This window comes from Kosmotoga arenicorallina S304 (genome assembly GCF_001636545.1).
In the GTDB taxonomy this organism is placed as follows: Bacteria; Thermotogota; Thermotogae; order Petrotogales; family Kosmotogaceae; genus Kosmotoga_B; species Kosmotoga_B arenicorallina.
Genome location: NZ_JFHK01000017.1, coordinates 35,678 through 60,956 on the forward strand (window position 1 = coordinate 35,678; position 25,279 = coordinate 60,956).

The window sequence follows — 25,279 nt, forward strand, 5'->3', positions numbered from 1 at the left end:
CAGAATTTCAAAGTTTTCTTTCTCAGGCTCTCGGATTCCCGGCTCTCGGTTTTCGAAACTTTGTTCATACTTTTCAAAGAATATTATTGAGCAATTTTTCTTCTAAATAAAATGAAAATGAGCAAAATCATCCCGGTTGCGGCAAAACCCGCATAACCCATGATTCTAAAGGCGATTAATGTGTTTAAAAATTCTATTATATATCCACCGATTATCGAACCGAGAATATACGTCACGCCTGAGCTCAAAACCCAAAAAATGCTCTGAGCGTTAACAAGATATTTTTCATGCAATCTGAAATGCATATAGTTGAAAAGGGTATAATACATCAATATATAAGTCAAGCCATGAAGGCTTTCGATAAGCAACAGCGGTATCATCTCTGTAACATAGGTGATTAGCAAAACTCTCAAGGCGCTTGCAAACATTCCTACTATGAGAACACTTAAGTTTCCAAATTTCTTTATAATTTTTTCTGCAAAAAGCAGAAAAGGTATCTCTGTTACCGCCATTAATCCATATACTATACCCACAAAGGACTTTTCATAACCCAGCTGTCGTGAAAGAACGGGAAAGAAGGTGTTGTGAAAGCTGTTGAGGGTAATCCCAAAAATCATTCCAATGATCATTATCGTAAATGTGAACAAATTTCCATCATAAACTGGACTTATTATAGGCTTTTTGAAGGTTTTGACCTTTGATTGCGAAGTGGGGGTTAACAACAAAGGTGCAATGAAAAGGCTTGCTGAAGCAACAACAAAATACCAGATAAATCCCCATTTCACCAGTCCACCTAACAACAGGGCAGTTGCTGCAAAGCCAATGGTTCCAAAGAGCCTTATTTTTGCAAATGCACCGCCATGCTTCTTTACTGAAGCCATCATTAACGAATCGCCAAGGGGAACCGCCGCTGAAAAGAAAAAGGAGAAAAGGGTAACAGAAATAAGCCCGGGAATGAAATCATCTGAAAGATATATAAACCAGAATAAAATACCAGAAGAAATTGAAACAATAAGAAAGGCTTTTTTATCAGTTATCTTTGAGCCTACCCTGAACCAAAATGGATTTGAGATTAAAGCAATTAATGGAATCATGGCCATCAAATAGCCAATTTCTATAGGGCTGAATCCTGCAATATCGTAAAACTGACCAAGCATATTTCTTGCAGCAAGGCTTGAATATGTAATCGCTTCAAAGAAAAAATTTTGAAAAAGCACTTTATGCTCCTTTTCTGTGGGTAACTCTGGTAACTTTATGGAATATGGTTTTTGGACTTATCTTTTCCTGTCAGGGCTAAAAAGCACCCCCGCCTCCACCGCCGGATCCTCCACCTACTCCACCAGCTCCACTGCCACCACTTGAACTCGATGAAGATACGTTCGCTGATGATACTACCGATCCAAAATCTCTTGATACATATAACCCATACGGATAATACATATACATGTGACCGCCCTCTTCTTTCCATAGATCTTCTGGAACTATTTTGCTCATATGCTTTCTGACTTCTTCAGCAATTCCCAGAGCAGTTGCGTAAACCAGATATTCTTCCCAAAGAACAACAGATGATGGAGGGTATTCTGAAAGCAAGGAGTAATCTTTCAGGAAATTCTCAAAGTTTTTCCATTTCAAGTAATATTCTCTCCCTGTTTTTGTCCATCTTCCAAAAACATCAACCGGAAGGAAAAAAACAATTGCACCGGTCACAGCAAATATTCCATAAATGTATCTTGCATAATCGGATAAAAATCCCAATTCATAGGAGCTTGAAATGCTAATTAGCGTGAAGAAAGAAATAAAAATCAGGAAAACGGAATACAATTTTGAGAGCCAGGCGCCTGAACTTAGCAAGTATTTTCTTTCTCTCACTTTGCCTTTAATAAGGCTCTTCCATGCGTTCAGCTCCTGTGTAAATTTTCTTGCTTCGCTTTGCTTTCCGCGGAATCTTCTCTTCAGTTCGCCAAAATCAAAAACCTTTTCTTCCCCAAAATCAATGGCATACTTTGCAAAAAAGGAAAGCAACTGTCTTTCGGTGCTTGCCAGGTCTGTTCCGGTAGCTTTCTTAATAATTATTCCTTCCACTTTTTCTTTCTTCGGATTCACATTAAAGTCAACATATCCTCGCCTGTATAAATTTAGTATGCATGCCCCTATTCCATCGTTATCTACTCCCATGCAAAGGTTTTTCACAATAGCATTGACTAATTCCGGTTCGTCGTTTGTAGGCAATTCCCTTTCGTAATAAGCATCATAAGCGATGTTAGGTTCTCTTCCCATAAAATAGAAGATTACAAAAAGAACGACTATTGTAAGAACAGCTAAAACGACTGGAAGATAATATTTCCAGAAATTAACTTTCCCTTTGAATGATTCTTCAATGCTCTCTATATCACTTAAGCTGAAATTTCCTTTTTTTGCATTTTCAAAGTACCCTTCAGGAAACAAGAAGCGGACTTCCCCAAAGGTGCGTGAAGGCATGTTCCTCATTTCGAAAATATATCTATTGCCTTCATTTATGGCTTCAATAGGTGGATGTGAGTATATATTTATCGGGGTAAGCTTGTCAGGGAAGGTAAAGCTTGCTTTCAGATTTTTTACAGGTTGTTCCCAGCCTTCTCCCCAATATTTTCTGAAGATTTGGGATACATCGTTTCCTTCTTGCACAATTCCCTCAACTGTATACGAAATATGAAGTGTGACAGGGTCTCCATCTTTTGCTGGTGTGCGTGGGGAACCATTATAAGGGACAAGCCACACTCTTAGGTTTATCGAATTTTCTGTGCTGAAATTTTCGATTTTGGTGTAGTTCATTCCCTCAGTCCACACCCTAAGATCTCTGTATTTCACCCAGTCTGAAGGAATATCGCGCAATAATCCTCTATAAGGTTTAACCATGCGGTAATCTATTTTTTCATGCACCTGCATTGTTCCATCTTCCATTACCTTATGCTCTATTTCTGCTTTTTCAAGACGATATTTTGACTGGAAATTTGTCCCGCCAACAAATATGCTTACTATGAACCACACTACCAATGTGACTATTCCGATGATAATGCTTCTTACAACTAATTTCTTCATTTCCCCACCTCCACTATTTATTTTACCTCGAATTACATTTATTCAATCGCTTTAAATATGATATAATTTTGCTGGTTATGCAAAATTCAGCTGTCTGGTAATTAGGATAGAGAATACATGTATTTATTACGTTCGAAAAAAAGGGGAGGGACTATCATGAAGAAACTTGCGTTTGTTCTTTTTGTACTGGTTATTTCTTCTATACTGCTCGCAACTCAGTTTACCCTGACAGTACTTCACACCAGTGACCTGCATGGAAACATTTTCCCAATCGATTACGCAACAAATAGGCCATCTGATGTTGGACTTGGAAAAGTTTCAACAATCCTTAAGAACACCCTTGCGGAAAACCCGGCCACAGTTATTCTCGACACAGGCGATCTGATACAGGGGACGCCGCTCGAATACTACCACGCAAAAATTGACAACGAACCCACAGACCCTATGGTTTTAGTAATGAATCACATGGGTTATAAGGCTTCTGTTCTTGGAAATCATGAGTTCAACTATGGTATGGGGGTTCTTGAAAAGGCCATCTCCGAAGCGGAGTTTCCTTTTTTGAGTGCTAATATCGTTAAAAAAGGAACTGAAGAGCCTTTTTTCAAGCCTTATCATTTGTTCAATGTCGTCAGCGGCGATAACATTATCGTAGTGGCTTATCTTGGCTTAACAACTAAATACATACCAAACTGGGAAGAGCCAAAACATATCGAAATGCTTGACTTCCTTGATCCTGTTGAAGTCGCCAAAAAATATGTTCCGATGCTCCGTGATGTGGCAGATGTTGTCATAGTCGGCTATCATGGCGGGCTGGAAAGAGACCCCGAAACCGGAGAACCCACTGAAGATCTCACCGGCGAGAATCAAGGCTATCAGTTGATTAAAGAGGTTCCGGGTATTGATGTGCTTCTCACAGGCCATCAGCACAGAACAATTGCCACTGTTGTAGATGGAGTTGTTGTATCACAGCCCAGAAACTGGGGGAAAGTCGTTAATCGGGTCGATATAACTCTTGAATTAAAAGATGGAAAATGGGTTATCACAGATAAAGCTGTTACATCGATCTCAGCGGGAACTGTTGATGCCGATCCCGATGTTCTTGCTCTTGTTCAGGATTATGAAGACAAGGTTCAAGAATGGCTGGATCAGCCTGTTGGTATTGCAACAGGTGATTTTTACGTAGAAGATCCATTAGTAGCAAGACTTTCTGATAATCCTCTTATAGAATTCATAAACAAAGTACAGATGGAGGCCAGTGGTGCACCAATATCGTCAGCAGCTCTTTTTAATAACAGTATTAAAGGTTGGAAGGCTGGACCGGTTACCCTCAGGGACATCAACGCCGTTTATATTTATCCAAACACTCTGAAAGTTCTTAAAGTGACTGGTGCGGATATCAAGGCTGCTCTGGAAAGAAGTGCCGAATATTTCAGCCTTGAAGATGGTGAAGTAACCGTAACGAAAAGCTGGGTAGACCCCAAGCCAAGGCATTATAACTATGATATGTGGGAAGGAATAGAGTATAAAATCGCTGTTAACAAGCCTGTTGGAGAGAGAGTAATCGAGCTTAAATTCAATGGCGTTGACGTTGATCCAAATGCTGAGTACGAAATTGTTCTGAATAATTATAGGGCAGGCGGCGGTGGTGGATACTCCATGTTTGCTGGAAAGCCAGTAGTCAGGGAAATTATGCTTGAAGTCTCTGAAATCATCGCCGATTATATTTTAGAGCATGAAACCATCTCTCCAACCGTAGATGGTAATTGGACAGTAGGTGTTGGCGATGTTTATGAAATTAAGTGGAATGACACTCTTGAAAAAATCGCCGGGAATTTCGGCATTACCGTAAAAGAATTAATCGATATGAACCCATTCTTGTTAGACCTTGACAGAATAGATGCCGGAACGCAGTTGATGATTTTCAAGCCTTTTGTGCCTGAATTTGCCTTTTGATGCAATTTTGAAATAAAAGGAGGTCGCGAGACCTCCTTTTTTGTTGCTGCGAAATACACGTTGCAGTGAGGTTCAATGTATATTGTTTGATTTCCTTTTTATTCCTCAGATAATTGTTGGCTTTGCGATGTTATAATTTCACATATATCGTGATCGGGGTGATAGAGTGGAAGCTATAAAAAGGTTAAAAGCATTACTAAAAGAAATATACATTATAAATTCATCTGTCTCGCTAATGCATTGGGATCAGAGTACATATATTCCTTCAAAAGGGGCTGAAACAAGAGCCGAGGCACTTGGGTATTTATCTACTCTTGCATTCAAAAAATTAACCTCACCGGAAATGGGCGAATTATTGGAAACTCTATCTTCACAGAATTTGCTCAACTCTCTTTCAAACATTGACACTGCCCTTTTAAGGGTTGTTAAGCGGGATTATGAAAAGGCAAAAGCAATTCCACCTGAGTTATATGAAAAATTTGTAATTGCTTCATCCAGGGGGCAAAACGCCTGGGAAAAGGCAAAAAGAGAAGATGATTTTGGCTATTTTAGACCCTATCTTGAAGAGATAATAAAGCTTTTAAGAGAAATGGTAGAATTTTATGGCTATGAGAAAGATCCATACGATGCTCTTCTTGATAACTTCGAGCCCGGAATGACGACAGAGAGGCTTCAGCATATTATAGCTGAATTGAAGCCTGAGATAATAAATTTTGTTAGGACACTTTCAAAGTTACCTGCAATAGATACCTCCTTTTTAAATGGGAGATTTGCCAGACATCTTCAATCCAGGCTTTCAAAAATGGCATTAAAAGTGATAGGATATGATTTTGATGCGGGAAGGTTGGACGAAACCGTTCACCCCTTTACGATAACCATTGGCCCGGGTGATGTCAGGGTCACAACCGGATATAAACCTTCCGATTTTACAGCTTCGCTTTATGGAACCATTCATGAAGGAGGACATGCCCTTTACGAACAGGGTATTTCGCCGGAGTTAAAGTGGACTCCTCTGGCAGATGGTGCTTCCATGGGAATCCACGAATCCCAGTCGCGCTTAATGGAAAACATTATCGGGAAGAGCTATGAATTTCTTAGTTTCTTCTATCCTAAAATTCAAAAGGCTTTTCCGAAGGTTCTTGAAAACGTATCTCTTGATATGTTTTACAAGGCAGTCAACAAAGTAGAACCCTCGTTGATAAGGATTGAGGCTGATGAAGTAACTTATAACTTGCATATAATGCTCAGGTTCGAACTGGAAAAGGCTCTAATAAACAAAGAACTGGAAGTAAAAGATCTTCCAGAAGCCTGGAATGAAAAAATGAAAGAATTTTTAGGAATAGTTCCCCCGAATGACACTATGGGAGTTCTTCAGGATGTTCATTGGGGAAGCGGGATGATAGGATATTTTCCATCTTATATGCTTGGGAATCTTTATGCTGCACAGTTTTTCAATACTGCTGTATCTGAAATTCCGGATCTTCATCAACAGATCGCTGCCGGAGAAATTTCTAATCTTTTACAATGGCTGCGGGAAAAGATTCACAAACATGGCCGCGTTTACGAGCCTGACGAACTATGCAAACGTGTAACGGGTGAAGAACTTTCGCCCAGATACTTCATTGATTATATAAAAAGCAAATTCGGAAAAATATACGGTCTTTGACAGATATCGTTGGACTCCAAACTAGACCCCGTTTTCGTTGTTGGTTGTAGGTTGTGCGTATATCTGTTCAATCCTTTCAGAGGGTAAATATGTAACTTACAACAAACAACGCACAACAAACAACGATTTTTTGTTTCTCGCTTTCTCGTTCACCTTTTTCAGTTCTCGACTTATGTATCTTAACCTTTTAAGGAAGGAGATTCTTGCGAAAATACTTAAAGTAAATAATCGAAAATTAATAAAGGGATTTCTATCCTTGCCGTTTAGGATCTATCAAAATTACTCTCAATGGGTTCCTCCTTTTGAACATGAAATGAAGAAGATAATCAGGGGAAAGGGATCGCAGCTGTTAGCAAATGGGCCACATGAGTTTTTCGTTGCGACGGAAGGCAGTCAAGTTGTAGGACGCATTTGTGTCGGGAAAGATGAAGTGCTCAACAATGCAAAAGGCGTCAATCATGCTTTTTTTGCATTGTTTGAGTCAATTAATGAAGAAAAGGTAGCCCATGCGCTCTTAAATAAGGCAAAACAATGGGCTCTCGAAAGAGGTGCAGTTTATCTAAAAGGTCCGGTTTCACCTACCAATGGAGACGATTATAGAGGCCTGCTTGTAGAAAATTTCGAAACTCCCCCTTCCATTTTGATGCCCTTCAATCCCGACTATTACCCAAAATTTTTTCAAAATTACGACTGCTATCTGAAATATTATGCTTTTTCCTATGACCCTCAGAAAGCCATCTCCGATAGGGAATTCAAGCTGACTGAAATCGCCAAGAGCCGTTATGGATACAAGGTAGAAAATGCCGACTTTTCTAACATGAAAAAACTATCGAGGGATCTTTACGAAATAATGCTCAACTCCATGCCCGATTGGGAGGAAGATCTTATCCCCCCTTCTTTTAATGAAATCTATGAAATGGCCAAAACAATGAAACTTGTTGCTTCCCCGGAATTGGTTATCATAGCGCGTACAGTAGAGAATCGCCCGATCGGTTTTCTTGTCGCATTGCCAGATTATAATGATGTGATCCGGAAAATCAAAGGAAAGCTTTTTCCCTTTGGTTGGATAAAGCTTCTTACGGAGAAAAAAAGAATAGATAAGGTTCGTGTAGCAATATTGTTTGTTTCAGAAGATTACCGCAATAAGGGAGTACCTTCGGCTATGTTTGTTAAAGCTTACGAGAATATAGTCAAAAATGGATATAAACACATTGAGGGTTCTTCGATAAGCTGGAAAAACTCTGTTATGCTTGCAAATGCGAAACGGGTTGGAGGAAATTTATATAAGACATACGTTGTATTTGGGAAAAATATCGCAGCAAAGCCATTATCCCTAGATGAAATTTACGGCCGGGCTGCATGGAAATTCGAAGAAATGGCCAGTGGTTAAATTCTTTTCAGCGAACTGACATAGTTGTTTATTGCTCTTGCGGAGCGTTTACCAGCTCCCATTGCTTCTATAACTGTCGCAGAACCGGTAACAATATCTCCACCGGCAAAAACGCCTTCAAGACTTGTTTTTCCAGTTTCCGGATCAGCTTCAATATATCCCCATTTATTCAATTTTATTCCGGGGAAGCCCGTTTTCAGGACAGCATTTGCTTTTTGCCCAATAGCTTCTATAACGAGTTCGACATCAACAGTGAACTCCGAACCCTCAATTGGTACAGGCCTTCGCCTCCCTGATTCATCCGGCGCACCGAGTTCCATTTTTATGCATCTGATTTTTCTGACATTGTTATTTATATCCCCCATGTACTCAACAGGTTGTGTCAGCCAGTGGAAAATTATTCCCTCCTGTACCGCATGGTGATATTCCTCAAGCCTGGCTGGCATTTCCAATTCGCTTCTTCGATATATAATCATTACTTCTTCAGCACCAAGCCTGCGGGCTGTTCTCGCGGCATCCATGCTAACATTACCTGCTCCAATAACCGCGACTCTCTTTGCTATATTCACTGGCGTGTCGAATTCGGGAAATTTATTGGCTTTTAAAAGATTAACCCTTGTCAGAAATTCGCTCGCTGAATATATGTTGTTTAAATTGGAACCCGGGATTCCCATAAATCTTGGCGCTCCAGCCCCGATTCCAATGAAAATAGCATCAAATTCCTTCCTGATTTTCTCGAAAGGAATTGTTCGCCCAATAACCTGGCCATATTCAAACTTCACACCAAGCTTTCTTATATACTCTATTTCCTTTTCCACGACAGTTTTTGGCAATCTGAATTCTGGAATACCATAAATTAATACGCCCCCAGCTTTATTAAAGGCTTCATAAATTGTTACGCTGTATCCCATTTTCGCAAGATCCGCTGCCGCGGTTAAGCCAGCAGGGCCTGCCCCTATGATGGCGATATTGCCTTTTTTTTCACTTTTGATTTCGGCATTAACTGATTCATCAGATAGTTCGAGATCTGCAAGAAACCTTTCAAGCCTTCCTATGGCAACCGGTTCGCTGCCTTTCATTTTTCCAAGAACGCATTGTGCCTCACATTGTTTTTCCTGGGGACAAACGCGCCCGCAGATCGCTGGAAGGTTGTTTGTGTCTTTCAATATCTCTATGCCTTTTCTAAAATTTTTGTCACGGATTGCTTTAATAAAGCCGGGAATATCAATTTCAACAGGGCAACCGGAAATGCAGGGACTGGTAGGGCATTGCAGGCATCTGTCAGCTTCAGCAATCGCCATTTCCAAAGTATATCCTAGGGCTACTTCTGAGAAATTTCGGATTCTTTCCTCGGGAGATTGCTCGGGCATGGGGATACGCTCTTTCAAAGCCATGACAAATCACCAACTTCCTTCTTGAACAGTTCCAGTGAGAGCTTTTCCTTTTCCTGATATTGGTGTAGTCTTTTTATAAGTTCGTTCCAGTTTACGAACCTGCCGTCAAATTCAGGTCCATCAACACATGCGAATTTCATTTCACCACCGACTTCCACCCTGCAAGCACCACACATCCCTGTACCATCAACCATAATGGGGTTCAGGGATACCCAGCAAGGGATTTCCTCGCGCAAGGCAATGGCTGAAACGAATTTCATCATAATGGTTGGCCCGATAGCCCAAATTCTGTCAAATCTACATCCTTTATTCAACAACTCTTCAAGGCGATGGGTAACAAGTCCTTTGCTTCCTGCTGAACCATCATCTGTTGTGATAATCAACTCATCGGACATTTTGCCTATTTCATCCAGGAGTATTAGTTGTTCAGCAGTGGAAGCCCCTATAATTGTCGTTATTTTGTTTCCAGTGCTTTTTAATGCTTTTATGATGGGCATGAGTGGGGCAATGCCTACTCCGCCACCAACTACGCATACTTTCCCGTAAAAATCAATCTCGCTTGGATTTCCAAGGGGACCGATTACCTCGAGAATTTCATCGTTTTCTTTCAAGGTTGCTAATTTATACGTGCTCTTGCCTACACACTTGACAATTATTCTTACTGCATTTTTAGATACGCCTGCAATTGTGAGCGGAATCCGCTCTCCTTTCTCATCGATGCGAATGATTAAAAATTGACCAGGTTTGGCAAAATTTGGTAAAGTAGAATGTTCTATGGAAAAATCGTAGATACCTGCGGCAAGTTTTGCTTTCTTTGTTATTCTGTGCGACATGTTTTCGCCTCTTTTCGTATCGTGCTAATCAAATAATATCAAAAAATCAACATTAAAAAAAAGGGCTGCTTTCATAGCAGCCATAGGGGGTAATGGAAAAGGGGGGTGTATTTTTTATTATGCAAATTCATACCAACTAATGAGTGCATTCTTTACTGCCTTTGTGATAAGCTGTATCTATATAAGATAATTCTACATTTAATGTGGTGATAATGAAGGTATTGTGTTATGCTTCCAAAGGGAGGGATTCATATAAAGAAGATACTGTGGGTTTTTCTTTTTCTGCCGTTTTTTATTGGTGCTTGCAACTATTTTTCAGACTACATCTTATCTGTCGACAATATAACCATTGAGGCTACAAAATGTAGTTATTCAGTTACTGTGACAGGCGAGAGACAAAAAAAGCCCGATATCCTTATCACAATAGGACAACCTCCTGCTAATTCAAAAGATGGTATGATAATGAAATCAGAAGTCGGAGAATTTTTCATAGATAGAGATGGAACTGTTACAATATACTTCACACTTGTGTCAGGAAGAAGGCTTCTTTCGACCCCTCTTGCTACTGTCGTGAGAGTTTTCAATTCACCTATTACGGCACCTATAATTAAAAAAGCAGCAATCAGGGATGGAAATATCTTTCTTTCCCTTCAGGGCCAATCTGAAGGTATCAAGGAATACAAAGTGAAAATTGGTTCCTATAATTACTTCAGTAAATCAGGCGTTTTTGCGATTCCGTTAGTTTCAAAACTTGATGTTCCAATTGAATGCTTTAGTATTAGGGAGGACGGCGCAATCTCCGAACCAGCGATAGCTAATATCGATCTGAGCAAAAACAAAAAACCTTCAATTGATTTAATTTTGCCTGAATACTATGATGGAAATAAAATTCCCCTTGAGTTGCATGATGACTGGACCGCACCTGAAAAACTTATTGTAAGGGCTTTTGCCGACGATATACCTTTACTTTTTGATGGAAAAGCATTGTTCCCATTATTCGAAATACCCGGCGGTGAACATCTTATCGAAATAGAAGTTATTGATGAAGCAGGTCTAAGTACAAAAAGCTCTTTTCAAATTACAATTAAAAAAGCCCTATTGAATGAAATTGCTGAACTTTATATTGAAGAAGGCGGAACTTTTAGAATAGCTTCCTGGAAATTGCCTTCATCCGTCCAGAATGCGGTATTACAGGTAATGGGTGCAGGAGAATGGACAGATATAATGGAAATCGGCTTTGAAGGGTCTGCAAGAATACCTTCAGAGTATATAAGTGATATGGGCGATATTTATAGACTGTCTCCCAGGAAGAACGATTCAATGTTCTTGCCTTCCGTCCCCGTTTTTGCAAAATTAGAGCAATCAAGGCGCGTTACGTCAAGCTATATTGTTTCTCTTTATGGTAAGGACGTAACACTTCCTTCCGGAGGCGTATATAATTTTCAGGGAAACATAGCTGTAAAATCAGGCTCACTATTAAGGATTGAATCATCAACAAGCATAAATCTCTCCCGTAAAAGCACCCTTCTTGTGAATGGTGTGCTGGAAATAGACGGGCGACGTGGAAAAGTAACAGTTTCCTCATTTGGAAGCCCGGCCATTATTCATATCGGGAGGAAGGGAACTTTTATAGCAAGAAATGTTGATTTCCAAAATGTTGAGCTCGTAGCTGATGAAGGAGCGGTAATCGTTCTGGAAAACTGTGAAATGAATGCTGATGTTATGCTTGATGTATCTTCCGCTCAGATATATAGTTCAAACATAACCGGTTCTTTTAAGATAAATAATCTGAATGAGTTGTATATTTTCAATTCCCATATTTCAGGTAGCTTTGAATCCGGTTTTGTTAAAGAGGGTATTGTTAGCAACACACAATTTGATTCAAAAGAAAGCTCTTTGAGTAACAGCAATATCAAATTCTACAATAGCGAATTTTCAACCGGGGATATTGACATATCAGGCTCATCCCATGTATATTTTTATAACTCATCTCTTAAAGTCAAAAGAGGTATAGTGAACAACGCATCTGAGCTGTACATAGAAGGCACAGAGATTTTTTGTGACGAAAAGCTTTTTATCGGCAATTTTTCGCGAATTGTTATGCCTGAGAAAGTACAGGATGAAGTACAAATAGAAAAAGACAATACCTCGGAAGTCTTCCTTTATAACAGTGGTGATTAAATGCAAAAAAACTTTGATCCTTCACCTATTAAAGATCTAAAGTTTGATCAAAAATTACCCGAAGGTAGGACAAACCACGCTACTGTTGTGCTGGCTCTTTATTCAAAGGTACCGAGAAATGTTAAAAAAATTTTGGAACTGGGAAGCGGGAGTGGTGTGGTTTCAATATTCCTTGCACATGCTTATGGTTGTGAGGTTGTTGGCATAGAAAAAAGTGATATCCTTGTTTCCATTGCAAATAGAAACGCTGAAACGAACGGAGTAAAAAAGCATGTGAGATTTGTAAATTGCTCTGTCGAAGAGACACCAGAACACTTCCAGCCAGAAAGTTTTGATATGGTTGTTTCAAACCCTCCTCATTTTCTGCATGAAGGAAAAAGAAGCCCTTATTCAGAGAGAAATAGCTGGCGTCGTCTTGACGATAAAACGGCCCGGAACTTTGTTGAAACAGCAAGGAAGATGTTGAAGAACAGAGGGATATTTTACTTCTTATTGCACCCGAGAGATTTAATTCGCTGGATAAAAATTCTCGAATCAGTAAAGTTTGGAGTTCACAGGTTGTTGCCGATTTATGGCAGTTTCAATGGACAAGCTAGATTAGTTTTGATTTCTGGCAGAAAGAACTCTAGCTCTGAACTGGTTATAGAGTCCCCACTGATATTAAATAAGGAGGAAAAGTGATGTTTATTTCCTTTGAAGGTATTGACGGCTCTGGAAAATCAACGCAAGTTAAGCTATTTGTTGAATATCTCAAAAATAGCAATTATCATTATCTACTTATAAGGGAACCAGGTGGTACAAAAGCGGGAGAAGATATAAGAAAAATTTTATTGCATCTTGATTACCGTTTATTCCCACAAACTGAATTACTTCTCTTTATGGCATCCAGGAGCCAGATTGTTCGCGAAATAATACTCCCTGCTCTCAAGTGCGGAACTGTCGTTATAGCAGATAGATTTCTCGATTCATCCGTAGCCTATCAAGGTTACGGACGGGAATTAGGTGTTGAGACGGTTAGAAGTCTAAATAGATTGGCTACCGGAAACTTGAAACCCGATCTCACCTTTTTAATCGATATTTCACCGGAAGATGCTGAAAAACGGAAACGTGCTCAAGAAAAAAATGATAAAATAGAAAGGGAAAGTTTAGATTTTTTCAAACGAGTTAGAGAGGGTTACTTGAAAATTGCAAAGGCTGAACCCGAGAGAGTAAAAGTGATCAATGGAAATGATGACCCTGAACTAATCCACACAAATATTGTCAAAATATTTGAACAACACATGAAGGAGAGAACCGGTAAATGGAGGTGATTTAATGTATTTCGATAAATTTTCGGAAGGTGCTGCACAAGTGTTCGTCACTGCCCAGGATGAGGCCAGAAGCCTTGGCCATCCTTATGTTGGGACCGAGCATTTGCTGCTGGCTATATTAAAAATCGATCGTGGAGCTGTTATAAAGATTATGAAGAAATATTCCATAACCTATGACCGGGTTTTACGGGAGGTCATGACCATGGTGGGTACAAATGTCCACCAATCTGTTGTTGGTTCTCCGCAAATGACCCCACGAGCGAGGAAAGTCATTGAATTGGCCAACGACGAGTCGAAAATGCTTGGTGAAGAAAAGATTGATGTAGAGCATATTATGCTAGGAATAATCAGAGAAGGCGAAGGCATTGCAGCGCATATATTGAAACAGATGGGAATCAATCTCGGAAAATTAAGGCGCGAAATCGTTGAGAACATAGCAAGTGATTGGGACGATCAAAATGGATCAAATATTTTCTTTGGAAAAGAACAGCAAGAATCAAGCTTGGCAATGGCTTTGAAGCAGCTTGATGGCTTTGGGACCGACCTTACAAAACTTGCACGGAACGGTAAACTCGACCCGATAATAGGCAGAGAAATTGAGCGTCAAAGGTTAATGGAAGTTCTTTCCCGCAGGAAAAAGAACAATCCCGTTTTAATTGGAGACCCTGGTGTTGGAAAAACGGCAATTGTAGAAGGCCTGGCTCAAATGATCGTAAATGAAGAAGTGCCTGAAACGTTGAGAGGAAAGGTGATTTTTGCCCTTGATGTTGCCGCTCTTATTGCTGGCACAAAATACAGGGGAGAATTCGAGAAACGTTTGAAAAAACTCATAAATGTTATTAGAGATAATAAAGATATAATTCTCTTTATAGATGAGCTTCATACTATAGTGGGAGCAGGCTCTGCTGAAGGCGCAGTTGATGCTGCAAACATTTTGAAACCTGCCCTGGCAAGTGGCGAAATTCGCTGTATCGGTTCTACGACCCCTGATGAATACAGAAAATATATTGAGAAAGATGCTGCTCTTGAGCGTAGATTCCAGAAAATTTATGTTACCGAACCAACGGTAGAGCAAACTATTCAAATATTAAGAGGAATAAGACATAAGTATGAGGCACATCATAAAGTTCATTACACTGACCAATCACTGGAAGCAGCTGTTACCCTTTCACACAGATATGTGAGCGACAGATTTTTGCCGGATAAAGCCATTGATATAATTGATGAAATAGGTTCAAGGGCGAGATTGAAAAAACTAACATTACCCGAAAGACTTAAACTCATACAGAAAGAGCTGGAACAGTTAAGGGTTGATCGTGAGAAAGCTGCTACTGAACAAGATTATGAAACTGCTGCAGCGTTAAAGCAACGTGAAAAAGAGCTTTATGAATTTTACAAAGCAGAGTATACTCAATGGCGTGAAAAGGTGGACTCTGAATTTGTCGAAATTGGTGAAGAAGATATTGCCGAAATTGTTTCCAATTGGACAGGTATTCCTCTGAAAAAGCTCGAAGAGTCTGACAGCGCGAAGCTTCTTTCCCTTGAAAATGCTCTTCATAATAGGATTGTTGGGCAGGATGAAGCGATTACCGCAGTTGCTCGCGCCATAAGAAGAGCAAGAAGCGGTTTGAAAGACCCCAGAAAGCCTATTGGAACCTTCCTCTTCCTTGGCCCAACAGGTGTTGGAAAAACTGAGCTTGCAAAAGCTCTGGCTGAGTATCTTTTTGGAGATGAAAGATCATTAATTCGCTTTGATATGTCAGAATATATGGAGCGCTTTTCAGTGTCAAGGCTTATCGGGGCACCTCCCGGATATGTGGGTTATGATGAAGGGGGTACCCTTACCGAGCAAGTTCGGAAACGGCCCTTTTCAGTCATACTTTTTGATGAAATTGAAAAGGCTCATCCAGATATTTTCAACCTATTGCTTCAGATAATGGACGATGGCCATCTTACTGATTCACAAGGGCGCCATGTGGATTTCAGAAATAGCATCATTATAATGACAAGCAATCTTGGTGGTGAATTCATCAACAAAACGAAAGCCTCTATTGGATTTGTTGATTCTTCCGGAGTGGAGGAAAAAGAATACGAATCCATGAAGTCCTCTGTTCTGGAAGAAGTTAAAAGAACTTTCAGACCGGAGTTTTTGAATCGTCTTGATGAAATGGTTGTGTTCCATCAGTTAACCAGGAAAGAAATCAAGGAGATAATTGACATCCTCATGCGTGATATGCGAAGACGCTTGAGCGAAAAGGGAATGCAGCTAACCATATCCGAAGCGGCTCAAGACTTCCTTGTAACAAAGGGTTTTGACCCCGTTTATGGCGCTCGCCCTCTAAAAAGAGCTATTCAACGCTATATAGAAGACCCCCTTTCAGAGGAATTGTTAAAAGGCCGCTTCAAAGAGGGAGATAACATTACAGCCATCTCTCAAGATGAGAAAATTGTTTTTAGAAGAGCATTAAAAAAGAAGGCAGAGGTTAGCGCAGATACATGAAAAAGAAGCAAGTTTATGTATGCAATTCATGCGGTTATGAATCGCCAGCATGGTTCGGGAAATGCCCCATGTGTGGGGAGTGGAATACTGCTGCAAAAATAGCTGTTGAACCCTCTTTTCTAAATGAAACAAATAATTTCGAAGGGCCAAGGGCTCTGGCAGATGTAAAAACCAGCGAGCATATAAGGTTCAGTTCCGGAATGAAGGAAATCGACAGGGTCCTTGGTGGCGGAATTGTACCCGGAAGTGTGATTTTGATAAGTGGAGAGCCCGGAATTGGTAAATCCACTCTGATGCTTCAGGCAGCAGCTCGAATAGCTGGCAATAAATCTGTCCTTTATATTTCAGGTGAGGAATCCGAGGGGCAACTAAAGCTCAGAGCAGAACGTCTGGGAATTTCCGGAGATCACATAAAAGTTGCAACAACCGGTGACCTTTCTTTTCTTACATCGCTTGATATAAAACAGTATTCGCTAATTGTTTTTGACTCTTTGCAAACATTGAAGCTCCCAGGTGTTTCATCCCTTCCTGGAAGTGTTGTGCAGGTTAGAGAGTGTGCCAATTACATAGTTTCACTGGCAAAGGGTAATTCAGTTCCCGTTTTCATTGTTGGGCATGTTACAAAAGGCGGGCAGATAGCAGGTCCAAAGCTGGTAGAGCATCTTGTAGATACTGTGCTTTACTTTGAGGCGAGTAAAACAGGCTATAGATTTTTGAGAACAACTAAAAACCGTTTCGGCCCTTCAGATGAAATCGCCGTTCTGGAGATGTCTTCAAAAGGGCTGGAAGAAATAAGCGATCTTTCTACTATTTTTGTGGAAGATTACGTTCCAGCCCCGGGGAATGTAATAACCGCTGTTGTGGAAGGCTCGAAAACATTCCTTGTAGAGATCCAATCACTGGTGTCAAAGCCTCTTTATGGAACACCGCGAAAACTCTCAAATGGAATTTCACTTGATCGTGTATTGCTTATCGCTGCGGTGCTTAACAGAAGAGCCGGAATTCCACTTGACAGTCTTGACATATACGTAAACGTTGCAGGGGGTCTTCAGTTGAGCGATCCTGGTGTGGATCTTGCGATGGCTTCATCGATTGTTTCAGCCTTTTTAGATAGGCCTCTGCCCGAAGGATTTGCTGCTTTTGGCGAAATTGGTCTTGACGGTTCGATAAGGCCAGCCATGTTTTCAGATCGAAGAATTGATAGGCTAAAAAATTCTGGCTTTACTTCTATTTATTCGCCCGATGGTCAAATAATTGTGAAAGATATAAAAGAATTCTTAAAAAGATTTAGGGGGAGCGATACATGAATCGCGATGAATTTTTGGAAAAACTGAGAATTGTTTCCCCGGGGACGCCTTTAAGGTTTGCCTTAGACCAGATTGTAGCGGCGAATACGGGAGCGTTGATATTTTTTGTTGACGATTTTGAAAAGTACAGTTCGCTCATGCAACCTGGCTTTTTAATTAACTGCGAATTCAATCCAAACAAACTCTATGAATTGACAAAAATGGACGGAGCAATTGTAATTGATGAGAACTTAAACAGAATAATTGCAGCAAATGTCCAGCTTATTCCGGACCCAAGCATTTCTTCAACAGAAACAGGCATGCGTCACAGAACTGCTGAACGTATGGCACGTCAAACAGGCAAGATGCTGGTGGCAATTTCAAAAAGGAAAAGAACTATAAGTCTTTTCTATGACGATTATAGTTATATGTTGAGATCTCTTGAATTGCTCATTCCAAGAATTAATCAGGCTGTCGGTACTGTGGATCAATATAGAAAGGCATTTGATAAAGGCCTTGAAGAAATCGATGTGCTTGAATCCACTTCTGTCTTGACTCTTTATGATGTGATACGAACACTTCATAAAGGGCTTATGATACTCCGGATATACAAAGATGAAGAAATGACACTGGCAGAATTGGGTAATTATGGCGATATTCCGAAAATGCAATTTGAAGAAATTCTGAGTGGGGTTACAGAGGAAATCGAAAATCTTGTGCTGGATTTTTCGAGCAAGATTCTCGACACAGAGGAGATAAACACATTAACAGAAAAACTTTTTTCATTATCGGAAAAGGAAATGTCCAACTATGTCCTTCTGGCAAAGCTTATGGGTTATGAAGTTTCTTCAACCGCCCAGACTATGGAAATGTCGCTTTTTTCAAGAGGTATAAGATTCATTAGAAAAATTCCTAAAATTCCTCTTCAGGTTGCTTTGAATATTGGTAAGCGTTTCGGTTCCCTTTCAAAGTTGATGGATAGTTCTTCAGAAGAGCTAAAAGAAGTAGAAGGAATCGGAGAAAAGCGTGCCCTTGCAATTCGGCACGCTATCGATGTCAAAAAAAGGCACGAGGATATAGATTAAGAACGATCATTCCAGATTGTCTACTCTTTCAAGAATTTCCTTCACATCTTCTGGTGTTATTTTAGTATGCTTGCTCGATTTTACTACCCATTCACCAGAGCTCCAGACATCGCTAACATAGTAGTTGTTTGATAGATCTACTATAAGAGCAGAAAGTGATTTCAGCTCCTTTTTGATGGAACTGAAGGGATTTCTCGGTTTTGCTAGCATTAAATCGGCTTCGTATCCCACTTTTATCTTTCCGAATCCCTTTTTAAAGAATTTTTCAGCAAGTTTGTAGTTATTTTCAAAAAGAATTTTTTTGAGTTCGTAGTCGATCACTTTTATATCAAAGCCTTTAAAGTGGCGCTCTGATAGTATTAGCCCCCGCGCTTCCGCAAGCAAATCGGCATCCAATAACCCTGAACCAATACAAACATTCATTCCACGCCCAAGGAAATCAGCAACATTTGATTTAAAGGTACCCGCAAACATCTCGGTTCTCAATGATTTAATAACAAACATCTGTTTACTGGCAATGACGTCCATGTCAGTCTCTCTCATATTTCCAGCATAAGCGATACCTGAATTCGGAACCATTAGTCCGTTTTTCAACAATCTATCTATCAAATGTTCCCCATATAGAGACAGACAGCGTGTATCGTCGAGATGCATATCAAACACAACAAGTACCGCTTCAATCCCGGAAGCAATGAAGTTAGCTATCTTCTTCAATTCATCCTCGCTATATTCTGCAAGTTCCGTAATGTACACAATAGGATAATAATAATCTGATTTTACTGCACCAATCCATTTGCTGATTATTTTATCAATATTCTCTTTAAAAATAACAGGACCTGTTACCAGCCGGATGCGATATTTTTCAGCAATTTCGCGAATTATTTTCGCGCTCAAAGCTTCTGAATCAAAAATAGGGCCAAAGACGGTTGTGATACCATTAAGCTGAGACAAAAGAGCTCCCATCTCGATTGAGTACCGACCTAAGTCTTTCTGTTCAGATTTTTTGAAATAGTCTATCAAATTTAAGAAATAATTAGAGCCTGTTACATTATTCAGAATGTTCTGGAATACAAGATTGCAAATGGAATTATACAAGCTCATATGAACATTGATCATACCGGGTGCTACTATTGCACCGGGTATATCAAGTTCTTCCTCATCAGATGCAGAGTATTCTTCCATTCTTCCCACACTTCTTATTACCCTTCCCCGTATTTCGACAAAACCCCGGGGGATGAAGTAATTTTCCGGATCATTCGTAAATACTGCAACATTCTTGATTATCATGAATCAATCACCCCTTTCTCTGGAGGAAGTGTAACGCAATAGATAAATAATCGATTTGATTAACCTTGGCACAATCTTAAGCCTTTTACGTGGTTCCTTTATTATTCTATAGAGCCACTCCAATCCTGCTTTCTGCATCCAGTTTGGAGCGCGCTTAATTTTATTTGCGATTACATCAAAAGATCCACCAACACCCATTGCAAGCATAGGCTTTAAAGAATCGAGATTTTTAGATATCCATATTTCTTGTTTTGGAACTCCCATAGCTACGAACAAAAGTTTGGCATTCGTTTGATTGATTAACGATACAATTTTATCATTTTCCTCTTCTGTAAAAAAGCCATGATGAGTCCCAACAATTTTCAGTAATGGAAATTTTTTCGATAAGTTTATTGCGGTTTGTTTAACAACATCTTCTTTTGACCCGAGCAAGAATATCTCCAAGCCTTCTTTTTCAGCTAACTCACAGAGTTTTAGCATTAATTCAATGCCTGGAACTCGATTTAGCTTTCGCTTCTTAAAAAACTTGATTGCCTTAATAACTCCAATACCATCGGGTACAACATAATTCACTTTTTCTACAGCTTTTGCGTATTCAGGTTTTTCAAATATTTCATAAACTATAAGACTATTTATGGTTAAAACAAAAAAACGTTTACCCGTTTTGATACCTTTCAAAAGCTTTTTCGCATTGTTATGAATGTCCAGTTCAGAAATATCAAATCCGAGGAATTTCAAAAGTGCACACCTCCATAAAATAAAGAGGAAGGCAAAGCCTTCCTCTGGTGCCGAGGGCGGGAGTCGAACCCGCACGGGGCTCTCAACCCCAGCGGATTTTGAGTCCGCCGCGTCTGCCAATTCCACCACCTCGGCCTTCGACTAAAAATTTACCATTATAAAGAGGATATGTCAAGTAATCTCTGTGGCTTTGCCCATTATAAATCAAAATACAGCTGATACTCTGCGGGTGAAGGAACACTATTAACATATTCTGCTTCCCTTTTCTTAAGAGTATACCAGTTTACAATCAAATTCTTACTAAATATTTCGTTTAGATATTCATTGTCCTTGATTAGACCTTCAAGAACAGCTTCTAAGCTAGTAGGGAAAAATCTGATTTTTTCTCTTTCGTTATCGGCCATTTCATAGATGTTTTTTTCAAGGGGTCCAAAACCCATTTCCTTGGGATCAAATCTCTGTTTGATCCCATTAATTCCCGCCAGCAGAATGGCAGAAAGGGAATAATAAGGATTACAGGAAGCATCCATAGTTCTGAACTCTATGCGGACTTTTTCAGGATTCTTGATATATCCCGGTATCCTTATTGCCGCGCTCCTGTTTGCCTTCGCAAAGGTAGCACAAACTGGAGCTTCAAAACCTGGCACAAGCCTCTTATAGGAATTTGTTGAAGGATTTGTGAAAGCCAATAGAGAGCCAGAAAGACTATGCTTCAATATTCCTGCCAGATAGTAAAGTGCGATTTGGCTCAGTCCACTGTATTCATCGCCAGAAAAGATGTTGTTTTTATTTTGATCTATCAGGAATTGATGAACGTGTAATCCGTTGCCGGCTTCGTTGTAAAGGGGTTTGGGCATAAAAGTAACTGCTAGCCCATGCTTTTCTGCGATATTTTGGATTATGTATTTTACAATGATTATAGAGTCAGCTGCTTTCAAAGCCTTTTGAAATAGAAGCTCTATTTCATGCTGTGCTGAACTAACTTCGTGGTGGTGATATTTAACAGGGATACCTATTTCCAGCATTACTTTTACAACTTCGTTTCTGAAATTGGAATAAGAATCGGCTGGCGGTGTTCTGTGGTATCCCCTTTTCTTATCTATAATATACCGATTTGAGAATTCCCTGCTGTTCCAGAAACCTTCTGAAACATCAACTTCATAAAATGAACCATTGGTATCTACATTATATCCAAAAGATTCAAATATATGGAACTCTAACTCCGGTGCCATCATAGCATCTTTTACGCCAACTTCTTCGAGTTTTTTAATTGCGTTCTTCAATACATTTCTCGGATATTGATCAAAGGGTTCAAAAGTATCCGCAAGAAAAACATCGCAGAATAAGGAGAGTGTTTTCGCATCATAAAAAGGGTCGATGAAAGCTGTATCAGGGTCGGGAATCATTATCATGTCGCTAGACTCAACTGAAGCAAAACCGAAATTCGAAGCATCAAAACCGACCCCTTCTTTGAAAAGAGTTTCGTTAAGGCGGTTTCCGGGAAGGGTAACGTGCCTTAAGCGTCCGTGGATGTCTACAACCTTTAAGTCAATGAATTCGACACTATGGGCATATTTCTCTATTATATCTTTCACAAAATCTCCTCCTTTGTTTAAGCATATCAACTAAATTTTAATGCCTGTATGCCAGTGATTCAATATACTCCCATAACCGGTTATTCAAGGCTATAGGCAATTATAAAATGCAAGCATGTCTGAACTAATGTTTTGAACTTGTAGAAGTCAAAGGATATTGTGAAATATTTACGTAATAAAAGTTTTTATATGTAGTCAGCAATTACGAAAATATGCAATTATCACATTAGAGCTACTGTGATATAATTTCATTCGAATGTGACTACCTGAAAGGAGGAAAGAAAATGAGTAAGAAATACGTATATTTCTTTGGTGGCAGCAAAGCCGAAGGCGATGCCACTATGAAAAGTCTGCTTGGCGGAAAGGGCGCAAATCTTGCTGAGATGGTAAAACTCGGTTTTCCCGTCCCACCTGGTTTCACTATTTCAACGGAAGTTTGCAAATATTATTACGACCATGGGAGGAAATACCCGGACGATCTGAAAGACCAGGTTGTCAAGGCTGTTGAAGAACTTGAAGAAGTTACAGGAAAGAAATTTGGATCACCGGAAAATCCATTGCTTGTTTCGGTACGCTCTGGAGCGGCTGTTTCTATGCCTGGTATGATGGATACTATTCTGAACCTTGGTCTAAACAACGAAACTGTGCAGGGGATGATCAATGCAACCGGAAATCCTCGCTTCTGTTATGACGCTTATAGAAGATTTATGCAGATGTTCGGAGATGTTGTCCTGGGAATTGAACATTCTTATTTTGAAGAACAGCTGAATGCTGTTAAAAGCAAGCGAGGTGTAAAGCTCGATACTGATCTTACCGCTGACGACCTCAAAGAAGTTGTGCAGAGATACATGGATGTTTACAAGAATGCAGGTCAGGAATTCCCTCAAGACCCATGGGATCAGCTTTGGAAGGCAATAGATGCCGTATTTGGAAGCTGGATGAATGAAAGGGCTATTAAGTATAGAGAATTAAACGGCATAAAAGAAGGGGAACTTCTCGGAACAGCTGTTAACGTTGTTACCATGGTCTTTGGAAACATGGGTGATGACAGCGGAACAGGTGTTGCCTTTACGAGAGACCCCAATACAGGTGAAAAGCAATTCTACGGCGAATATCTGCCCAATGCACAGGGTGAAGATGTTGTTGCCGGTATCAGGACTCCATACCCTCTCACAAAACTTGAAGAGATTATGCCTGATGTTTACAAACAGCTTCTGGATATCTTTGTAAAACTCGAGAACCACTATCGGGATATGCAGGACATCGAGTTTACCATTGAAAAAGGCAAACTGTACCTTTTGCAGACAAGAACCGGAAAAAGAACTCCTTTTGCAGCGGTTAAAATAGCTGTTGATCTTGCAGAAGAAGGACTGATTTCAAAAGAAGAAGCAATCATGAGGGTCTCACCTGAACACATTGAAACTCTTCTGCATCCTTATTTCCTTCCTGAGACAAAGCAGAACGCTAAACTCCTCGCAAAAGGCATTGCTGCTTCACCAGGTGCAGCATCTGGTGTGATAATATTCGACCCATCTGAAGCAGAACGCCTTGTGAAAGAATCCAGCAAGGACGTTATTCTTGTAAGACCCGAAACCTCGCCTGAAGATATTGCCGGGATGGCTGCTGCAAATGGCATACTTACCTCTACTGGCGGTAAAACCTCTCATGCTGCTGTTGTTGCCAGAGGCATGGGAAAAGCCTGTATCGTTGGTTGTGAAGCAATAGAAGTTGAGGAGGAAGCCGAACTCATCAGAGTAAATGGCAGAGAATTTGCAAAAGGCTCCTGGATCAGCATAGACGGGACCACCGGAGAAGTTTTTGAAGGAAAATTGGATTCTGTCAAACCACAGGGTCTTGAAGGTCCTCTTGCGAAATTGCTTGACTGGGCCGACGAAGTCAAAAAACTTGGAGTCAGAACAAATGCTGATACTCCTCGTGACGCTACTGTTGCAAGAGAATTCGGCGCTCAGGGAATTGGCCTTTGTAGAACTGAACACATGTTCTTTGATGAGGAAAGAATTCCGGCTGTAAGACAAATGATAGTAGCCAAGACTCTTGAACAAAGGCAAGCCGCGCTTGATAAACTTCTTCCCATGCAGAAAGAAGACTTTAAGGGACTTTTCAAAGCCATGGAAGGGTATCCTGTTACAATAAGATTGCTCGACCCACCTCTGCATGAATTCCTTCCCAAGGAAGAAGAAGACATAAAGTCTCTTGCGGAAGAAATGAATATTTCTTATGATGAACTAAAAAGTACTGTTGAAGAACTGCATGAATTCAACCCCATGATGGGTCATAGAGGATGCCGACTTGCTATAACATACCCTGAAATTGCCGTTATGCAGACAAAAGCCATCATCGGCGCTGCTATCGAACTATTGAAAGAGGAAGGACAAACAGTCATTCCTGAAATCATGATTCCTCTTGTTGGTCATATCAATGAATTAAAATACCTGAAAAAGATAATAGTTGACACAGCAGATGCCATGATAAAAGAAGCGGGTGTGGAATTGAACTACAAAGTTGGTACTATGATTGAAATTCCCAGAGCCGCACTTACTGCTGACGAAATAGCAAAAGAGGCTGAATTCTTTAGCTTTGGTACCAATGACCTGACCCAGATGACTTTTGGATTCAGCAGGGACGACTATGGCAAATTTGTTGGAGACTATGTCGAAAAGGGTATTCTTGAAGTCGACCCATTCCAAAAGCTCGATAGAATTGGTGTTGGACAATTGGTTAAGATGGGAACAGAAAGAGGAAGATCAACCAGACCTGATTTGAAGGTGGGTATCTGTGGTGAACACGGAGGTGAACCTTCGTCAGTAGAATTCTGCCATCTGGTTGGACTCGATTATGTTAGCTGTTCACCATATAGAGTCCCTGTTGCAAGGCTTGCGGCAGCTCAGGCATTCTTGAAGAACAAGTGATCCACTACCGATAAAATTGCGACCCCTTAAGCCTTAAGGGGTCGCGGTTTTCT

Annotated in this window: 17 protein-coding genes and 1 tRNA gene; 10 read left to right on the forward strand and 8 right to left on the reverse strand. The window is 40.2% G+C overall.

The window, feature by feature from the left end; all coding sequences use genetic code 11:
• Window positions 1–83 precede the first annotated feature (83 nt).
• Both AT15_RS07485 and AT15_RS07490 read right to left on the reverse strand, forming a co-directional pair.
• Window positions 84–1,217, reverse strand: coding sequence for an MFS transporter (locus AT15_RS07485; RefSeq protein WP_161484662.1), 1,134 nt, complete (start codon window positions 1,215–1,217; stop codon window positions 84–86).
• A 76-nt stretch (window positions 1,218–1,293) separates the two neighbouring features.
• Window positions 1,294–3,078, reverse strand: a complete 1,785-nt coding sequence (locus tag AT15_RS07490; protein WP_068347998.1) for a DUF2207 domain-containing protein — start codon at window positions 3,076–3,078, stop codon at window positions 1,294–1,296.
• A 156-nt stretch (window positions 3,079–3,234) separates the two neighbouring features.
• Between AT15_RS07490 and AT15_RS07495 the strand changes: the two genes are divergently transcribed.
• The 3 genes from AT15_RS07495 to AT15_RS07505 all read left to right on the forward strand — a co-directional run bounded on the left by AT15_RS07495 (window position 3,235) and on the right by AT15_RS07505 (window position 8,087).
• On the forward strand, window positions 3,235–5,031 hold the full coding sequence (locus tag AT15_RS07495; RefSeq protein ID WP_068347999.1) for a 5'-nucleotidase C-terminal domain-containing protein: 1,797 nt from the start codon (window positions 3,235–3,237) through the stop codon (window positions 5,029–5,031).
• A 166-nt stretch (window positions 5,032–5,197) separates the two neighbouring features.
• Complete coding sequence (locus tag AT15_RS07500) at window positions 5,198–6,697, forward strand: carboxypeptidase M32 (protein ID WP_201029947.1); 1,500 nt, start codon at window positions 5,198–5,200, stop codon at window positions 6,695–6,697.
• 256 nt (window positions 6,698–6,953) lie between these two features.
• A complete protein-coding gene (locus tag AT15_RS07505) occupies window positions 6,954–8,087 on the forward strand; it encodes a hypothetical protein (RefSeq protein ID WP_235598534.1) in 1,134 nt (377 codons plus the stop codon).
• On the opposite strand, the gene gltA is transcribed toward AT15_RS07505, so the two are convergent.
• Together gltA and AT15_RS07515 are read right to left on the reverse strand one after the other, a co-directional pair.
• Complete coding sequence (gene gltA, locus AT15_RS07510) at window positions 8,084–9,481, reverse strand: NADPH-dependent glutamate synthase (RefSeq protein ID WP_153019725.1); 1,398 nt, start codon at window positions 9,479–9,481, stop codon at window positions 8,084–8,086. The two genes, AT15_RS07505 and gltA, sit on opposite strands and share 4 nt — an antisense overlap.
• Complete coding sequence (locus tag AT15_RS07515) at window positions 9,472–10,314, reverse strand: sulfide/dihydroorotate dehydrogenase-like FAD/NAD-binding protein (protein WP_068348002.1); 843 nt, start codon at window positions 10,312–10,314, stop codon at window positions 9,472–9,474. The genes gltA and AT15_RS07515 overlap by 10 nt, the downstream gene beginning before the upstream one ends.
• A gap of 228 nt (window positions 10,315–10,542) precedes the next feature.
• Here AT15_RS07515 and AT15_RS07520 point away from each other — a divergent pair, with 228 nt between their 5' ends.
• Genes AT15_RS07520 through disA form a run of 6 tightly spaced genes read left to right on the forward strand, consistent with a single transcriptional unit; the run spans window position 10,543 to window position 18,676 of the window.
• Window positions 10,543–12,495, forward strand: a complete 1,953-nt coding sequence (locus AT15_RS07520) for a hypothetical protein (protein WP_068348003.1) — start codon at window positions 10,543–10,545, stop codon at window positions 12,493–12,495.
• Complete coding sequence (locus tag AT15_RS07525) at window positions 12,496–13,176, forward strand: tRNA1(Val) (adenine(37)-N6)-methyltransferase (protein WP_068348005.1); 681 nt, start codon at window positions 12,496–12,498, stop codon at window positions 13,174–13,176.
• Window positions 13,176–13,805, forward strand: a complete 630-nt coding sequence (gene tmk, locus AT15_RS07530; RefSeq protein WP_068348007.1) for a dTMP kinase — start codon at window positions 13,176–13,178, stop codon at window positions 13,803–13,805. The genes AT15_RS07525 and tmk overlap by 1 nt, the downstream gene beginning before the upstream one ends.
• A gap of 4 nt (window positions 13,806–13,809) precedes the next feature.
• The gene (locus AT15_RS07535; protein ID WP_068348009.1) at window positions 13,810–16,305 is read left to right on the forward strand and encodes an ATP-dependent Clp protease ATP-binding subunit; all 2,496 of its coding nucleotides are present in this window, start codon (window positions 13,810–13,812) and stop codon (window positions 16,303–16,305) included.
• Entirely contained in the window at window positions 16,302–17,612 is a 1,311-nt protein-coding gene (radA, locus tag AT15_RS07540) for a DNA repair protein RadA (protein WP_068348011.1), read from the forward strand. Before AT15_RS07535 ends, radA begins: the two co-directional genes overlap by 4 nt.
• The gene (disA, locus tag AT15_RS07545) at window positions 17,609–18,676 is read left to right on the forward strand and encodes a DNA integrity scanning diadenylate cyclase DisA (RefSeq protein ID WP_068348013.1); all 1,068 of its coding nucleotides are present in this window, start codon (window positions 17,609–17,611) and stop codon (window positions 18,674–18,676) included. The genes radA and disA overlap by 4 nt, the downstream gene beginning before the upstream one ends.
• Window positions 18,677–18,682: 6 nt before the next feature.
• Here disA and AT15_RS07550 read toward each other — a convergent pair whose 3' ends face one another.
• The 4 genes from AT15_RS07550 to glnA all read right to left on the reverse strand — a co-directional run bounded on the left by AT15_RS07550 (window position 18,683) and on the right by glnA (window position 22,296).
• Window positions 18,683–19,963, reverse strand: a complete 1,281-nt coding sequence (locus AT15_RS07550; protein WP_068348015.1) for an amidohydrolase family protein — start codon at window positions 19,961–19,963, stop codon at window positions 18,683–18,685.
• A gap of 3 nt (window positions 19,964–19,966) precedes the next feature.
• On the reverse strand, window positions 19,967–20,701 hold the full coding sequence (locus tag AT15_RS10140) for a WecB/TagA/CpsF family glycosyltransferase (RefSeq protein WP_161484663.1): 735 nt from the start codon (window positions 20,699–20,701) through the stop codon (window positions 19,967–19,969).
• Window positions 20,702–20,746: 45 nt separating this feature from the next.
• A tRNA-Leu gene (locus tag AT15_RS07555) sits at window positions 20,747–20,836 on the reverse strand.
• A gap of 62 nt (window positions 20,837–20,898) precedes the next feature.
• Window positions 20,899–22,296, reverse strand: a complete 1,398-nt coding sequence (gene glnA / locus AT15_RS07560) for a type I glutamate--ammonia ligase (protein ID WP_068348017.1) — start codon at window positions 22,294–22,296, stop codon at window positions 20,899–20,901.
• 284 nt (window positions 22,297–22,580) lie between these two features.
• Between glnA and ppdK the strand changes: the two genes are divergently transcribed.
• Entirely contained in the window at window positions 22,581–25,226 is a 2,646-nt protein-coding gene (gene ppdK, locus AT15_RS07565) for a pyruvate, phosphate dikinase (RefSeq protein WP_068348019.1), read from the forward strand.
• Window positions 25,227–25,279 lie beyond the last annotated feature (53 nt).

Bases quoted from the DNA above. Each gene is read 5' to 3' on its own strand.
- gltA (WP_153019725.1), bottom strand. From the start codon at position 9,481: ATGGCTTTGAAAGAGCGTATCCCCATGCCCGAGCAATCTCCCGAGGAA.
- radA (WP_068348011.1), top strand. From the start codon at position 16,302: ATGAAAAAGAAGCAAGTTTATGTATGCAATTCATGCGGTTATGAATCG.
- ppdK (WP_068348019.1), top strand. From the start codon at position 22,581: ATGAGTAAGAAATACGTATATTTCTTTGGTGGCAGCAAAGCCGAAGGC.
- AT15_RS07535 (WP_068348009.1), top strand. From the start codon at position 13,810: ATGTATTTCGATAAATTTTCGGAAGGTGCTGCACAAGTGTTCGTCACT.
- AT15_RS07525 (WP_068348005.1), top strand. From the start codon at position 12,496: ATGCAAAAAAACTTTGATCCTTCACCTATTAAAGATCTAAAGTTTGAT.
- AT15_RS07490 (WP_068347998.1), bottom strand. From the start codon at position 3,078: ATGAAGAAATTAGTTGTAAGAAGCATTATCATCGGAATAGTCACATTG.
- disA (WP_068348013.1), top strand. From the start codon at position 17,609: ATGAATCGCGATGAATTTTTGGAAAAACTGAGAATTGTTTCCCCGGGG.
- tmk (WP_068348007.1), top strand. From the start codon at position 13,176: ATGTTTATTTCCTTTGAAGGTATTGACGGCTCTGGAAAATCAACGCAA.
- AT15_RS07515 (WP_068348002.1), bottom strand. From the start codon at position 10,314: ATGTCGCACAGAATAACAAAGAAAGCAAAACTTGCCGCAGGTATCTAC.
- AT15_RS07520 (WP_068348003.1), top strand. From the start codon at position 10,543: ATGCTTCCAAAGGGAGGGATTCATATAAAGAAGATACTGTGGGTTTTT.
- AT15_RS07495 (WP_068347999.1), top strand. From the start codon at position 3,235: ATGAAGAAACTTGCGTTTGTTCTTTTTGTACTGGTTATTTCTTCTATA.
- AT15_RS07550 (WP_068348015.1), bottom strand. From the start codon at position 19,963: ATGATAATCAAGAATGTTGCAGTATTTACGAATGATCCGGAAAATTAC.